Here is a 16087-nt window from a genome sequence, read left to right as displayed (position 1 = left end):
ACTGAACTATACAGCCATCGGTGACCAATCGCGATCGTCGAAAGAGGACTCGAGTAAGGCTTCCAGCGTCGTTGGTGGGCCCGGAGTATCCCCACGTCAGAGCGATCCTAAGCAGCAGGCTGTCGCAGCGCAGATGCCGACCGGCGCGTTTCCCGCTCCCACGCCTGGGTTGCGACCTGCACGGCGTCCCACGGTGAGCCGAGCGGGGGCGTGTACGACAGGTCGAGGTCACTCATCGCCGCGACAGTCATGCCGTGGTGCAGAGCCGTGGCGTAGGTGTCGACGCGCTTGGAGATTTCGGCACCGCGAGTGCCCACGAGCTGCGCGCCGAGCAGACGGCCGTCGTTGGTGTCTCCGGTGATGCGAATGCTGATGGGCGACGCGCCCGGGTAGTACCGCTTGTGGTCGTCCGCGATCGCGGTGTGACTGTGCGGGGCAAAACCGGCGGCTGTCGCTTCGTGGTCACGAAGCCCCGTGCGTGCGGCCACGACATCGAACACCTTCACGACCTGCGTGCCCAGGCTCCCAGCGAATCGCGTATCGCCACCGATCGCGTTCTCCCCTGCGACGCGTCCTTGCTTATGCGCCGTGGTGCCGAGAGGAAGGTATGTGACGCCGAGCAGGCGGTGGTGGGTGACCACCCCATCGCCGGCCGCCCACACGTTCGGCAGGCCGGTACGCATCTGTTCGTCGACGACGACAGCGCCGCCCGCGCCCGTGGTTGCGCCGGCTGCGGTGAGAAGGCTGGTGTTAGGTCGCACGCCGACGACGACGAGCACCACGTCAGCGGTGCGAGAGAGTGCTTCTCCGTCGTGGGTTCCTGTGACGGTGATCCATGCGGCTTCACGGGTGACGGCTTCGACGCGCGTGCCGGTGAGGACGTCGACGCCGTGTCTGGTGAGTTCGTCGTGGACGAGGGAGCCGAGTTCGGGATCGAGGGTGGAGAGGACTTCGGGGCCGCGCTGGAGCTGGGTGACTTGGAGGCCCCGCACGGTCAGGGCTTCGGCCATTTCGAGGCCGACGTAGCCGGCTCCGACGATGATTGCCGTCTCGGGCTGATGGTCGTCGAGGTACTTCTCTAGCGCGAAGGTGTCGCCCATCGAGTGCAGCAGGTGCACGCCGTCGTCGGGGCCGAGCTGGTCGAGGCCTGCGATGCCGGCGGTTGACGGGGATGCTCCGGTGCCGACCATGAGTTCGTCGTACGCGATCGTTGATTCGCTGCCGTTCGCGTCGCGGACCGTGAGTCGGCGGCTGTTGACGTCGATGCCGGTGGCGAGGGTGTCCAGACGGAGGTTCATGCCGGTGGCTTCGAGATCCGCGTGGGTGCGGTGGGCGAGCGACTGCCAGGGCTGCACCTCGCGGGAGAAGTAGTACGGGATGCCGCAGATCGAGAAGTTCGGGTACGCGTCGGCCACGACAACGGTGACATCGACGGACGGGTCGAGTTCGCGGGCCCGTAGGGCGGTGGAGATTCCGGCGTCGCTTCCGCCGATCGCTACAAGATGCATGAGGGTGCCTTTCAGGGCTGGGTTTCGAGTTGTTGAGGGAGCACGACGTCGCCGGCCGTGCGGGCGGCGGTCGGGTAGAGGGCGAGCAGCAGGCCGAGGCCGATCGCAGCCCCGACGAGCTGTGCAGCGATGAACGGCGCGACAGAGGCGGGCGCAATGCCGGCAAAGGTGTCGGTGAACATGCGGGCGATCGTCACCGCGGGATTCGCGAACGACGTAGAGCTTGTGAACCAGTACGCCGCGCCGATGTACGCGCCGACCGCGGCCGCCGTGGTCGATCCCTTGCCCGTGCGCGCGAGCGCGAAGATCAACAGCACAAGTCCCGCGGTGGCGACCACCTCCCCGACCAGGTGGCCATCGGTCGCGCGGTCGTTCGATGAGAGCGCGGGGGCGGCGTCGAACATCACTCCCGCCAAGAACGTTCCGGCGATCCCGCCGAGAACTTGCGCGAGCAGGTACGGGGTGAGGTCGCGCAGCGGGAGTCCCGTCCCGGCGCGGCGTCCGAGCAGCCAATCTGCGATCGACACCACGGGGTTGAAGTGCGCGCCAGACACGGGGCCCAGCATGAGGATCAGGACCGTCAGGCCGAGCGCGGTGGTCAGGCTGTTCTCCAGCAGTTGGAGGCCGACGTCATCCGGCGAGAGGCGCTGCGCAGCGATGCCGGAACCCACAACGATCGTGACGAGCAGGCCCGTTCCAAGGAACTCGGCAGCAGTTCGGCGCAGCATGTGAGGTCGCGCGGGCTCGGACTGGGAGCGGGTAGCAATGTTCATGTCGGCTTATCTTGACCCGAGAGGGGTAGTTCAGTCAAGATTGAAACAATGAACACTGAACGAACTGATCAGGTGGAGGCGCGCGCGGCAAAGCACGCCGCGCTGGGTGACCCATCTCGCCTACGGATCGTCGACCGTCTCACGCTGGGCGACCTCTCCCCCACCGAAATCGGGGTGGCGTTGGGCCTTCCCTCCAACCTCGTCACACATCATCTGAATGTGCTGGAGTCCGTGGGGATGGTCTCGCGTTCCCGCTCGGAGGCCGACAAACGGCGCAGCTACGTTCACCTAACCGAAACCGCACTTCGCGGGCTCACTCCCGGCCGAGTGGAGCGCGCGGATCGCGTCGTGTTCGTCTGTACGGCGAACTCCGCCCGGTCGCAGCTTGCTGCGGCATTGTGGTCTACCCGCAGCAGCATCCCGGCGTCATCGGGAGGAACGCACCCGGCCGAGCGGATAGATCCGGGAGCGGTTGCCACAGCCGAGCGCCACGCCCTCGCGCTGCCAACGGAATCACCGCGCGCCCTGACTTCGGTCCTGACCGATTCGGATTTCGTGGTGACGGTGTGCGATAACGCTCACGAAGAACTCGGCGTCTCCGGGCACCTGCACTGGTCGATTCCCGACCCGGTGCGGATCGGGACCGATGACGCTTTCGATACCGCCTTTGACGAGCTGGAGCGCCGCATCGCGGAACTCGCTCCCCGTCTCGCCGCCAGCTGAACCCAACCCGGAAGAGACCCCGTGACTGACGCTCCCCCAACCGTCCTTTTCATCTGCCAGCACAACGCCGGCCGCTCACAGCTCGGCGCAGCGCTCCTAGAGCACCTGGCCGGCGACCGGTTCACCGCGACGTCGGCGGGCCTCTCTCCCGCCGACGAAGTAAACCCGGCCGTGGCCGCCACCGTCGCAGAACTCGGAATGAACATCACCGATCGTGTGCCGCGCGCCGTCACCGTCGACGACCTGGACGCCGCCGACATCGTGGTCCTGATGAAGCCCGGACTCACCCTGCCGGCGACGCCTCGCGGGGAACTCCTGGAATGGTCGTTCCCCAACCCGGCGTCCTGGGACGCCGAAGCAGTGCGCCCGCTGCGCCAAGCCGTATCCGAGAAGATCCAGAGCTCACTTCTCAACCGTTGAGCTGACTGGAGCGGAGCGCCAGAGGTCAGCGAATACGCCTGCCAAAACCCTCTGACGGCTCACGTTTCTGGACCCCATTCAGCGGCTGTACGAGTCATCCCGCCGTACACGATCATTCTCGGCGGGGTCGGTAGCTTCGCCGCCGATCGGTGCTGCGACAGGTTTCATGAGAATCCGCCACCTTCCATGAGAACTGCGACAACATTCGTGAGAAAGTGACGACTTTCGTGAGAAACGACAGGCCTGTCGAAATCTGCTTGATGTCCGATCTCACGAGAGTTGTCGTGAGATCGGATCGCGATCCCGCGAGTTTCCGGGACAGCTGTAGCCGGCACATGGAGCGACTTGCCTCATGACGCTTATCAAAATTCCGACGACGAGAATGATCGACCAAGCTGACTTGCTCGAGAGGCGTTGGAGCCAGTCACCTGTGGCAGGGTGGATCGCCGCAGGGCCGCGGGCATGGGCACCCACTGCACCAGGGGCGCGGTCTAGGAAGACTCTGCTGCGATCGGGATGTCGATATGCCCGCGAGCCACGACGACGTTGCGCTGGATGACGTAGCACTCCACGTAATGATTCCCTCGGAAGGAGGTCACTTCGCGGCGCTCGGTGCCGTGGGTCGGACGGATGATCTCACCGCGTACGTGATCCCGCCGCTCAGCTTCGGCTCCTCGGTTCAGTACCTTCCAACGCACCTCATATGATCCCGGCACGTCGATGTTGTCGATCGCGAACGTAAGTTGTTTCTTTGCGGGCAGTAGCGAGAACAGGTTGAGAAATGAGTTCAGCGAGGTAGGACGGAATCCGTCCTGGGTCACGGTACAGCTGATCTCGACCGAAAAACGGATGTCCACGGGATGGGTGTCCTCGATGAACTCCTCCGTGTCGTTGAACGATCTGGCTGCAAGCGCATTCTCCCCTCCAGCCACTACTGCTGGGACGGACTTTCCGAATACTGCTCTCCACTTCTTGTACTCGTTCTTCTGACCAGCAGCGTCGACCGCCTCGGTGCAAAGCTCAGCGCCGGACGCAGCCTTCTTCTGGAAGCGCTTCTTGACTCGAACGCGCTGACGGCTTCCAAGCGCCAGATAGAAATCGTGGTCCACCTGGTCCGCGAGGTACAGAAGGAAGTCGCGCATCATCTCGCCGTAGGATTCGGACGTGCCAGAGCGATGTTCCGTCGTAGACGTTAGGAAATTGTACGCAAGGGTGTCTACGAGCAGCCCGCCCATCACGACTCCTTGCTTGTTGCGCCATGCTCGAGCGAGCTTGCACAAGCGTCGCAGATTGCCACTAGTAGCTGAGTCTTCCTCGCTGATTGCGGAGATCTCATCGCGAGGCTTCGTCATCTTCCACGAGTCGCTGTAAGTGTCCGGGTAGTCGAAGGACCCGTCCTCGTTTTCGAACACGGGCTGCACCTCGAAAGTGAAGTTCGAGAACTCCACTACGACGACCAGCCTGTCGACCCCGACAGTCGTCGTCGGATACCGCTTCTGGATCGCAGCACGGGCGCGCCGCAGCGCTTTGAGCGGCCCGCCTTCCTCCTCGTATGAGGCGCGCAGACTGGACGGCAATATGTACAGGAGGTCAAGGTCCGATATACCTTTGATCGCTGTCCAACGACCGTAGGAACCGACCATCAGCTTGTTCGCCGTGGAGCCGGTCAAGCTGCGGAACTCGCTGTTCAGAGCTTTCGTTACTTCGTCCCGCCGGTCGGCGATGCTCTCAGCAGTGTTGACCCTGAGATTGGTGAGGAGACCATCGAAGATGTCACCGGTTTGCGACATCAGTGCTCCCAATCCTCTCGAAGCGCCTCCGGCAGCATCAAATCGATCTCCTGCGTGCTGAGAGTGAGATCTTCCTTGTCCTTCAGGCCGGATTGAGCCATGGCATACGCCTGCGGTGTCGTTCGCGGGGCGTCCTTCAGCACGGCCTGAGCCGCCTTCTGCAGCTCGTCTCGTTTCTGCCGCGCCTGGTCGAGCGGCAGAGACTCGGACTTCAGGTCCACAATCAGCGACAGATACGACTCCCGCAAGTTCCATAGCAAAGCCGCGGTGTCGCGGTGCTGCTGCATCTCCTCGCCGTATCGGAATGTCCGGTCACCCAGGCTTGCCGCCGTGACTAGCACGGCGATGAAGGAGGTAGCTAGCGATGCCCACTGCGGGTCCAGCAGCAGCCCGAAGAGTGACGCTAGGAACGTCCCCGATCCGACCGCCGTGAGAACGAACTTCCAGACTCTTTGCCTCCGCGAGGACATCGCGCAGATGTCAGCTTGCTTCTCATGGGTCTTCTGCGTGTACGCGATGCGCCCATATAGCTCTCTCACCTGGTTGAGAAGCAAGTCACGACCCGCCTCTGACGGTTCTGTCTCTCGTCGATGCATCTTTCCCCCAGCCCACGGCGACAGTCCGCCGCAAGTGCATGCTAGCGGCGGACACCGACACGGCCCGTTTCGAAGGCGAACCAATGGGCGTAGCTCGGCCGGAACGTTGGGGACGAAGTCCCGCGCAGGCTACGACTCTTTCCGTTCACCCCAGAGAGAAACGACTCTGCATGCCCCGGAATTTACATCCGGCTCACAAGCGCGATCCGTCATGAAGCCTGAGCGAATTCACCGATAGAGGCGACGCAGTCGCGCTACTTCCTCGATTTAGAGAGCTAGCGGACATTCCCGCAACGTCGAGGACGACGAGTACAGTCTGACCCGTGAGCGATTCGTCTGGCCAGCCTCGTGTACGCGGTGTGATTGAAAGCGTCAATGGGCGTGCGAATGGTCGCGGCATCCCTGAGCTCAGCCAGGCCGTTCTTCGTCTGGAGGATGGGTCGACGCTCGAGGTGCGTATGCCGCGGCCATTGGGAACAGAGCGGTATTTTCAGGCGCTCCCTGTCGCGTTCGATTTTGTCGACTTTGGTGTTTGCCCGATCTGCTTCGCGCCGGAGCCGCGAAGCCGAGAGCATGTGCCGCCCCACTCAGTTGGCGGGAGCGTGATCACGATGACCTGTGAAAATTGCAACAACGAGTTCGGCAGCAAGTACGAGCCGCACCTGCGCAATTGGTATGAGAACGCGATCGGGAAGGTACGACTCTCGGGCAAGACCGTTCCCGGCCGCCGCAGCGTTGGCGAGTACCTACTACGCGAGAACGCATCCGGCGGGTTTGTTCTCTTCCAACACGGCAAACACGACCCGGCGGTCTCTCAGATCTTGGGAGAACAGGAGTTCGAGATGAGCTACGAGATTGTCGACGCAACCCGTTCGCACATCGCAGCGGTCAAGACTGCATATTTGGCCGGATGCGTTGCGCTGCACGCGATCCCGCGGACGCCACGCGCTGATGCGTTGAGAGCTGAGCTCCTCGTTGCCCGAGACGTGCCCCGTGACCAGAAGGCTGAGCTCGGCGACGTAGCGAGGTCCATCAAGGTCGCGCGTTCCGCACACGAACCGAGCCCTGGCGAGATCATCTTGATGGCAGCCTCGGATGAACTAACGGAATCGGCAATGGTGATCAGCTTCAATCGCGTCTTCGCCGTCGATTGGCCGTTCGACCCGATCACGGGATTCACAAGGCGTGTGGACTGATGGCGGCTCAGAACGATCGTCGCGGCCAGAAGAAGGTGGCACCGACGATCGAGCCCGCAAAGATCGTGGAACGCTTTGTTCTGCGTGCGCGACGGGTTGCCGCGCACTCACTCTCGCAGTCGAGGGACCGCCTCCAGGCGTTCGCCAACACCATGATCCGCGGCAACATCGATCTCGCGGGCCGCTTTACCGTCGTAGAGGACCTGCCCGATGAGGAGACCTTCGAGTCTCTCGTCGCTCGCCTGCGCCCGCTCACGGTCGAGTCGGAGCCGATCTTTTACAACCGGGTCCTCGACGCGATCACCGCATTGACTGCCGGGGCGGCATCAGCTTCCGATAGGCAGCGAATCACGGCCCTACGAGCAGCCTGGGGGTCTACGGAAATCCAGGGAACACAAGTCCAGGGATACACCGTTCAGGCGGTCGGACCCGATCATGCACCGACCAGCATCGTCTCGGATACGCAACTTGCGGCAGGCTGGCTCTACGCAGATCTCGTCCACGCGGACCCCCGCGGAGCGAAGGTGGCGGCGCTCGAGCATGATCTCAAGGAGCGCTACACCGCGGCGGTTCGCGTGTTCTCGCGCATCGCAATGCTCACACTCGACACATTGGACCTTGTTCGCGACCTGCAAGAACGATCGCTGATCATGTTGCCTGATGATGCATGGACGTCCGCGGTAAGCGTTCACGAGTCGGAGTCACCGATCGATGTGCGCGTGTTTTACGCCGACACCGGCACCGCGGTCCCTGATCTAGCGGAAGGCAGCGACCTGCCGACCGAATGGTCGCGCTTCACCGTCTCTGATGTGTTCCTGCAGGACCCCGCCAATCAGGTGTCCCTCACCCTTCAGACTGGCGACGAGCATACGAACCTCGAAGCCGCAGTCATGCACCGTCGCCCTGAAGAAGGCGGCGTCGAATGGGACATTTTCGTCGATGGGTGCCTCATCCTCACCTTCGCGTTCACATTCGAGAACGATCGGGCAGTCGCATGCACCCTCGCTGAGGAAAAGTACCTCGAACTCACAAACGCGCAAAAGCTTCGCTCCACACAGCTCGCACGGCGCCTGCACTCAGCAGATCGCGCGGTGTTCGACGTCCCCGGCGGAAACATCACCATCTCGATGGAGGACCTCAGCGCCGAAGAGGAACTCCAGATGCGCGTTATCGAGGAGGCGCTCAGTGATGTGATCGAGATCGAGAGGATCACGGGAAATGAGATCGGAGTCTGCAACGGACGCTTCACTAACCTGGAACGCGTCAGACTGCGGCAGACACGTCTGATCTGGGAAGGCAAAGTCGTCCATGCCCGCCTAAAGAGCGCGACCGTCACCTCACCATCGGGAAATCCACCGCAGGTCATCACCATCAAGGAGGGATCGATCGCGTTCGCCGGGCAACAGATCCCAACGCCCGCGACGCACCTCTGGCATCAGCAGCTCGAGGTGCATCCCACCACGGCGACCGACAGCCCCGGGCACCCGCGCGACTACATCATGAGTCCGCCGCAAGGCGAGCACCTTGTAGCGTGGGCCCCCTCACGGTTAGTCCGCTCTGAAACCGAGCCAGTGCTCGCGTCGCCGTGGGATCTCACCGGAATCGATGAAAAGTCGTTCCCGTAGCACCGACGAGTTCGGCACAACGCAGTCGACGCGCCGAGCACGGACAGAGCACCGGCAGCCCATCAGTTCCGTCTCGGCCAGCAAGGCAGGCGCGATCCTCACCAGAACTTTCCTGCACGCGGGCTTCACCAACTACGCCATAGTGGCGGGCTGCAGATGGCGATCGACGCGAAACGCGCCTGTCTCACCTGGAGCCGCCTGCGGAGTTCGCGGTGCCCGCCGAGTGGGAACGCACCTATCGACCACTCGCCGTGAAGACCCCTGCAGCTGGCGAGATCCTCACGCTCACGTACACAGCTGCACCCCGCACTACCCTCCCCAATCAGAAGCGCCCGGGGCGAGGTGCCCGTGCGCAGCCATTGGCGTAGCGGTCAGCCTGCACTCTCGAAGGCCGCGAAGCCCCTAGAGCTTCCCAGCGAGGACCATCGCGCGCATCGCGATCTTGCCGGCATTCATGATCCCGTATCGGTCTTCGACCCGCGCGGCGAGCTCGTTCACGGATTCTCCTGCTTCCGCGGCACCGAGCACGCTGCCGAGCAGCACCGATTGATCGTAGACATCTCCGCCGGGGGCTAGGAACTGCGCCATCAGCTCTTCGGTGGGAGTGAGGGGTTTCCCGCGCAACGGAGTGCTCACCTTCCATCGAGCATCCAGGCGGTTCAGCGAGTACCACTTCGCTCTCGACCGGACGGAGCTCGGCGATAGTTTGACGCCACCTTTCCCCGACGTCACGGCTGCGCGAGCCCAGATATTTCCCCCCGCTCCTTGAGGCTTCTGGAAGGTCATGTCGCTGCGCGCGATGACGGCCATCGGCTGCAGCATCAGGGTAAAGACGCAGGAGTCATGGACCTCGAGCCGGATCCGGCTTTCGTCCTCTCCCCAGCTGCCGCCTACCAGCTGACCCGACACTCGCAAGTCCTCCGCACCCTTCGAGCTGAAGAGCAGCGCCGGGCTGAGTACCGTCACCGGGGTTCGGCCCTTGTTGATCACTGTGATGACAGCGACATCGAGTGCGGGACCGTCCAGTCTGTATGGCATCCGCCAGTCGATGGCATCGGGGTTCTCCATATCTGCCGGAGAGGCACGTACCATCCGGAGGCCATCGGTTTGGCCGAGCTCGAGCTGCACCTTCAGGATGCTGCCGCCCCATACCCACTCCCGGACAGCCCAGAAGAGTGCCACAGCCGCGACGACCAGGATCCCCACCTGCACCAGGTCGGCAAGAGGATTAGGGGCCGGCGCGACGCAGGCGAGGGCGGCTAGACAGATCACGTGGCCTCCTGGCGGTCACGTGATCTTACCGAGGCCGACGCTCTGCGCTTCTCCGGACATGTTCGGCACGGGTCACTCGTAAGGGAGGGCGCTTCGCACAATCTTCAACGCTCCTGCTCGAGCAGCCTCGGCGAGCACCCTGCCGTGAAACAGTGGCCCTGTTCGGTACATTGATGCGACCGACTGGATCTGTCACGTATTGAATCATCTCGCCTCGAAAGACCACGAATGGAGCCCCCATGGCCCAGGACTACCCGCTCGAGGAACTCAGTCCGCGCGCTTTCGAACAGATGACGATCGCCGTGTGTGAGGAGGTGTTCGGTCCAGGGCTTGAAGCCTTCGGGGCGGGGCCGGACGGGGGGCGCGAGGCCACCTTCCGTGGGCTCATTCGGTGGGGCACCGAGCCTGACGATCCGAACGTGTGGGATGGGTACACGGTGATCCAAGCGAAACAGCGCGAGCATCACTCCGTCGATCCCGCTAACAACCTCTCTTGGCTTCTCAAGCAGATCGACGCGGAACTCGAGAAATGGCTGGACATGTCCAGCACCCGGGCTTCAGTCCCGGACCACCTCCTTTTCGTCACGAACGCCCGCATCTCGAGTGCGCCGGGCGCCGGCATCGACCGCCTCACCGCGCACCTTGCCAAATGGTTGGACAACCCCGCGTCCGGCGACCCGAGAGTCACCCTGCGAAAGCGCGGCCTTCGACAGATCCGGGTGTGGCACCGAGACAAAGTCAACTCTCTTCTCACCGCGCACGGATCCGTGCGCAACGGGTTCAGGGCTCTCCTCACCGTGGGTGACCTGCTCGAACGCCTCACTCAGATTTCCGACACCTTGAGGCCCGACGAGCTGCATCCCTTCTTACACACCCACGCGGGAGCGGCGCTGTCCGCCGAACGCTGGGTCCATTTTCAAGAAGCTGGCGGCAGCGACCGCGAGTCCGTCGAGCAGATCGTCATCGACCTGAAAACTACCGACGAAGACGCAACGGAGTCTACGGTCCTCTCCGAGATCTTCACCCGGTCAAGCGCTGTGCTGAAACCCATGATGGCCGATCGGGTGGAGCGCCCCCACGTCGTCATAACCGGACGAGCAGGAAGCGGCAAGAGCACCATCACGAAATTCGTCACGCAGGCATTTCGCTCACAATTTGCGGCAGAAGAGTCTCTGCCACCCACCGCTCGGCACGTCCGCGAAGCAACCGAGGCAGCATTCCGCGGCCTCGGGACGGATGGTCCTACCGGGCGGCGATGGCCCGTGCTCATCAGGCTCACGGATTTCGCTGCGGCCATCGGGCCGAGCGGCGACCTCATGCTGCTCCGATTCCTCGCCGACACGATCTCGCGCCGGGCCGACATCGACATCAAACCGAACGTCCTCAAACGGTGGCTCACCTCCTGGCCGTCGATCATCATCCTCGACGGGCTCGATGAAGTGACCGCGCTCGAGGTCCGCCCACGAGTGCTCGACGCGATCACCTACTTTGTGGAAGACCTCGAGAACAGCAACGCCGACCTCCTCTGCATCGTCACCACCCGCCCCTCCAGCGACGCGGAACGATTCATGCCCGAACGATTCCGTCAACTTAACCTCACCTCCCTCGATCGGGAAACAGCAGAACGCTACGGGCGCATGGTCACTCAACGGCGCCTCGCCGACGATCCGGACCGCCGAGACCCACTCCTCGCGTCCCTGGAACGTCAGTTCTCACTGAGCACGATGCAACGCCTCATGAAGACTCCGCTCCAGGTACTGATCATGACGATCATCCTGGAGCGAGTCGGAACACTGCCCTCGGACCGCTACCAGCTCTACTCCCAGTACTTCGACACGATGTACACGCGCGAAGCAGGAAAACCCACCACCCTGGCACCCCTCCTCGCGTCACAGAATCACGCCATCATCTATCTGCACGAAACGGTCGGCCGGGTCCTCCACATCAAGGCGGAAACTTCCGGAGGCGAAAAATCGGTGATGCCCCGCGGGCAGATGCGCGAGCTTCTCGACGCCCGACTCACCGAACTCGAACACGACACAGACCGCCTCCGAACCCAGATCGGGGACCGGATCATGCAAGCCGCAACCGAACGGCTCGTCCTCCTCGTGCCCGCCGAAGACGACGGGTTCGCCTTCGAAGTCCGCAGCCTTCAAGAACTCATGGCTGCTCGGTCACTCGTGAAAACCAACGACGCCAACCTTCGCACGCGGCTCATCGCCCTCGCCCCCAGCCCGCACTGGCGCGCAACCTGGGTGTTCATGGCCGGATACGTATTCTCCAACGGCACCGACGAACAACGAGAAATGATCGTCCACATCGTGGAGAACGTCGACATCGGCGAGACGTGGCCCGGCTGGTTGAGCCCGATCGGCCCCGAACTCGCCGCTGCCCTCCTCGACGATGGCCTCGCCACCCAGACACCTAAATGGCTGCGCCGACTCGTCCAAGTCGCCCTCCGAGCATTGACCGGCCCGGCACCACGCAACATGCAGGCGTTCGCGGACGGCCTCACCGCAGCAGCCAGCGCCGATTCCACCACACGAAGCCTCATTCGCAACACACTCATCCAGGCCCTATCCGGGACTCCACGAGCAAGTCACACCGCCCGGTTCCTCCTCGCGATGACCAAGCTCGACGCAGGGATCAGTCAGGCAGCGCTCCGGGACGCCACAGAACCGATCTTGTCGAGAACCTCCGAGACCTTCGACTGCCTCGGCACCGTCCTCGAAGACCACATCTCGTCGCTGCCAGAACCCGGCGACGCGGTCGTGGCCCTCAGACCCCTCCTCGATGCTTTGAACTTCTACCACGCACCACCGTTCGGCAGCGGCGAGGTCGGCGTGACCCTCGTGCACAACGACACCGTCACCGACAATTCGACCGCGCAACTGATCGACGACCCACACACCGCCGCACTCCTCGAAGTCCTCATCGCCTCTCTCCCCCTCGAGAGCTGGCGCGTCCCGCACGGGGTGTCTGTCATCTACGAACGCGGCGCCGGCCGCCGCCCCGTCTCCGACCAACTCGACTGACCGTCACGAAACTGCACGCGAACCCCAACCGCCGCGCGCGCCGCACACATGCACGGAGACGAGTGGAGATGAAGTCGGCCATTTCGGACTGTTCCCCACTTCGGCGACGCGGGTCGTGGTGCCGATCTTGCCGCTGGGCCTGACCAGACCCCGCTCAGCAGCCGGTGGCGACACCGACCGGAGACTAGGGACGCTTCTTCGACCCAATCGACTTGAGCCCGCGGCGTCCACGGAGTAGACCGAGGTCCCGTCCTTGGTGCGGTCGTTCGAGCCGGCTCAACACAGCGTGTTGGGTCTCTGGCGTCCAAAAGATCGTGAGGCGCTCTCGAGCTCGGGTAACCGCCGTGTAGAAGATGCTGTGTGAGAAGCGGTCCTCGTTGGCGTCGGTGATCACAACCTTCACGGAATCGTACTCGAGACCTTGCGCCTTGTGGATGGAAACCGCGTAGGCGACTTGGAACGGAACCGTCTTGCTATTGGACTCGTCCTCCTCGTCGGTACTCCCCTGCTCCGAAACGGAGAAACGGACCGTCGAGCCGCCGAGCCACTGCAATCCGGAGACTCGCGCGACATCAAATGCCGTGAGTATCCGATCTAACTCGATGTCAAACTGGATCTGACCGGGGAAGGTTTCGATTCCAACAATCGTTCCTTTGAGGTTGTTGTAGATGACTCCTCTGAATCGCGAGGTGTCCCCGAATAAGACGGGGTCGCCGATCTTGTACGTTGAGACGCCCCAAACGGTCGCTTCGCCAGGATTGCCGCTCTGGAGGAACCGGTTGATGTTGTTGATGCCGTATAGGCCGTCGTAGTTGAGGCACAGGATGATCTCTTGGTCATTGCGCGGTGCGAAGAGGGTCTCGTCGAGCACGGCTGAGTAGCCGTAGTGAGCCAGCAACTCTTCGATGTTCGGCTCGATGCCGCGCACGGCATCCCAGAACTTCAGTAGCTGGGCGCTCTTCGTGCGGTAGGGGCTGGTGAGCTCGAACACCGAGGAGTCCGGCAGGAACGCCGGAGCCAACGTGAACCAGTTGCCGAATTTTATTGATTCGATCTGGTAACTGTCCCCGACAAGAACAAGTAGTTCGAACGACGTCCGCCGTAGCACCTGGAGGAGATCGTCGTTGCTGACGATGCTGCACTCGTCAATGAACAGCACGTCAAATTCGGTGCCGGTGTCGTTCCAGAGGTGGCTCGCGATCGTTCGAAACGTGGAGTTCTGGGCACTGACGCGCCGCTCAAGGTTGTTCTTCGCCGGATTGGTGTGCGCCAGGAACAACTTCCTCTTGTCGTTGAAAAAGTGAGCGATGTGGTCGATCATCGTCGACTTTCCCGTGCCGGCTGCACCGTAGATCAAGGCGACCTGGGAACTCGCGAACAGTGCTTTGAGCGCTGCCTCTTTCACCGGATCATCCACGTTCACCGTCGGCGTCTCCTCAAGCCATCGCTCGACCGCCTCGGTATATCCGCCGATCCCAGATTTGGCGTGGGCCTGAAGTTCTTCGATGATCTCGACCGAGTCGTCTTCGTACTCCTGGACGAAGACGTGCTTCTTGTCGTGGACGAGGTCCCGCGCCGGGCGGTGCCCGTGCCAGAGCTTGCTGTTGAAGGTCGCGATCAAAGCGTCAATGTCGCCGAAGCGCTCAAGCTCCTCATCGGGTGTGTAGAGCATGCCGTGCTGCTCGACGTTGTTCTTTACACGACGAGCAAGCAGCTCGTGGACGCGGTCACGAGTGTCCAGACTTTCGACCAGGTCGGAGAACGTGACGTTGTGCTTTTTCGGCGAGGTGCAGAAGGGCATTGAATCGAATGGCTTGCATCCGCGATCCAGGTTGAGATTCGAAAGCAGGCTAGAGGTTTGAGAGCTGTACTGCTGCTTGAGGATCAGGTTATTCATCCTGAGCATGAGGTAGCGGATCATGTTGTGCCCGGGGCGATGGCGGGAAATCAGATCGCGGGCCCTCTCAAGCACGGGAAAGATCGCCGCCTTCTGGACGCGCCGCGTGGCATCCTCTCGTAGCCCCGCAAACCTAGTGTCAGGAAGCGCGACGACATCGAGGAGTCCAGTCTCCGTTCGAGTCAAATACTCCATAAGCACGCGGTACTCACTGGACCCTGACGATACCTTCGACGCCACTCCGAACAACCGAGCGAAGTTGTCGAACTCGCACGGACGAATCGAGACCTCCCAGTCCGTGATGATGGTGATCGGCATCGTCTGGCCGAGCACGTCGATGGCTTCGGAAACCACGGTAAGGTTCGCCGCGTACTTGTCCGTCATCTCGATGTCCGTGAAGGCAATGATTCGGTCGACCTTCTGCAAGTGATCAGTCGTCGCGCGGAAGACTACCTCGTAGAGAATCCGCCCCTTCGTGAAGATCGGCCGGATTCGATGGACGTAGTACCGGTTCCGAACACCTCCTGGTGTCGGATTGGCGCGGACGGCATCGATCCGGGCGGCGATCTTGCGGTGGTACTCGCGAAGTGAAGGATCGAGGTTGACCGGAAAATCCTCCAGATTATTGAGCGTCTCAATCTTGCAAGCTGCCCGCAGCAGCAGGCGTAGCCTGATGAGGTACTCGTAGTACTTGAGCATCAGCCGCTCGGAGGTGTCACCATCCATCGTGTAGTGCGACACGCTCTCCTGTAGCAATTTGTGGAAACGGTGCAGGAACTGAACGCGCTTCGGCGCTGACCCGATGGCGACCAGCGCCGCCTGAATCGCGTCGTAGTCGTAGTCAGCATCAGCACGGCCCGTGTGAAGGCGAACCGCTGCTCCCTCTACGAGATTTCGAAGGTGTGACAAAACCACGAGCGACATAAGTGCACGATCGCCTTTCAGCGCAGCGATGCTGTCACAGATGGCACGATCGGCGCTACGGATCTGATCATCGACTGTTCTCATCGCCGCCCCCTTGCAAGCCTCGTCGTGTCCAACCTGTGGCTCGTGCCAGAGCGCTGGGATGGATCGCTGTACGCTCAAAGTACCGCGCGTGGTTGCAGTACGTCACGAACTAGCCGAGTTCCGTCCAATCTTCAGCACGTACCTCGGCAGCCGAGCTACGCTCGAGCACTTCATAAATTGACGAGCCACCCCTACATCCGGCATGTACCCCACCGACCAAGCGCACGAGGCTCTCAACGCACGC

At 62.3% G+C, this 16087-nt stretch carries 11 protein-coding genes; 5 read left to right on the top strand and 6 right to left on the bottom strand.

What is annotated here, in order from left to right:
• Positions 1-107: 107 nt before the first annotated feature.
• Positions 108-1508, bottom strand: coding sequence for an FAD-dependent oxidoreductase (locus AUV07_RS09360; RefSeq protein ID WP_046747250.1), 1401 nt, complete (start codon positions 1506-1508; stop codon positions 108-110).
• An 11-nt stretch (positions 1509-1519) separates the two neighbouring features.
• Positions 1520-2281 (bottom strand): MIP/aquaporin family protein, encoded by a 762-nt coding sequence (locus AUV07_RS09355; protein WP_046747249.1) that lies wholly within the window; start codon positions 2279-2281, stop codon positions 1520-1522.
• Between the two features lie 48 nt (positions 2282-2329).
• Between AUV07_RS09355 and AUV07_RS09350 the strand changes: the two genes are divergently transcribed.
• Positions 2330-3004: an arsenate reductase/protein-tyrosine-phosphatase family protein gene (locus AUV07_RS09350; protein WP_046747248.1), complete on the top strand. Its 675-nt coding sequence runs from the start codon at positions 2330-2332 to the stop codon at positions 3002-3004.
• Positions 3005-3025: 21 nt separating this feature from the next.
• The gene (locus AUV07_RS09345; RefSeq protein WP_062635603.1) at positions 3026-3424 is read left to right on the top strand and encodes an arsenate-mycothiol transferase ArsC; all 399 of its coding nucleotides are present in this window, start codon (positions 3026-3028) and stop codon (positions 3422-3424) included.
• Between the two features lie 491 nt (positions 3425-3915).
• Here the strand turns inward: AUV07_RS09345 and AUV07_RS09340 are convergent, their stop codons facing one another.
• Entirely contained in the window at positions 3916-5214 is a 1299-nt protein-coding gene (locus AUV07_RS09340) for a nucleotide-binding domain-containing protein (protein ID WP_045264191.1), read from the bottom strand.
• Positions 5214-5768 (bottom strand): SLATT domain-containing protein, encoded by a 555-nt coding sequence (locus AUV07_RS09335; RefSeq protein ID WP_197073244.1) that lies wholly within the window; start codon positions 5766-5768, stop codon positions 5214-5216. Before AUV07_RS09335 ends, AUV07_RS09340 begins: the two co-directional genes overlap by 1 nt.
• A gap of 365 nt (positions 5769-6133) precedes the next feature.
• Here AUV07_RS09335 and AUV07_RS09330 point away from each other — a divergent pair, with 365 nt between their 5' ends.
• Together AUV07_RS09330 and AUV07_RS09325 are read left to right on the top strand one after the other, a co-directional pair.
• Positions 6134-7006, top strand: a complete 873-nt coding sequence (locus tag AUV07_RS09330; RefSeq protein ID WP_153243569.1) for an HNH endonuclease — start codon at positions 6134-6136, stop codon at positions 7004-7006.
• Positions 7006-8631 carry a hypothetical protein gene (locus tag AUV07_RS09325; RefSeq protein WP_062635601.1) on the top strand — a complete coding sequence of 542 codons (1626 nt, stop codon included), beginning with the start codon at positions 7006-7008 and terminating at the stop codon, positions 8629-8631. The genes AUV07_RS09330 and AUV07_RS09325 overlap by 1 nt, the downstream gene beginning before the upstream one ends.
• A gap of 402 nt (positions 8632-9033) precedes the next feature.
• On the opposite strand, the gene AUV07_RS09320 is transcribed toward AUV07_RS09325, so the two are convergent.
• Positions 9034-9903, bottom strand: coding sequence for a hypothetical protein (locus AUV07_RS09320; protein ID WP_062635599.1), 870 nt, complete (start codon positions 9901-9903; stop codon positions 9034-9036).
• Between the two features lie 239 nt (positions 9904-10142).
• Between AUV07_RS09320 and AUV07_RS09315 the strand changes: the two genes are divergently transcribed.
• Positions 10143-12938: an NACHT domain-containing protein gene (locus tag AUV07_RS09315; RefSeq protein WP_046746359.1), complete on the top strand. Its 2796-nt coding sequence runs from the start codon at positions 10143-10145 to the stop codon at positions 12936-12938.
• A 184-nt stretch (positions 12939-13122) separates the two neighbouring features.
• On the opposite strand, the gene AUV07_RS09310 is transcribed toward AUV07_RS09315, so the two are convergent.
• Positions 13123-15843, bottom strand: a complete 2721-nt coding sequence (locus AUV07_RS09310; protein ID WP_062635597.1) for an ATP-dependent DNA helicase — start codon at positions 15841-15843, stop codon at positions 13123-13125.
• Positions 15844-16087: the final 244 nt, after the last annotated feature.

The organism is Microbacterium sp. CH1 (genome assembly GCF_001595495.1).
GTDB lineage: Bacteria > Actinomycetota > Actinomycetes > Actinomycetales > Microbacteriaceae > Microbacterium.
This window is presented reverse-complemented; position numbering and strand designations above follow the sequence as displayed.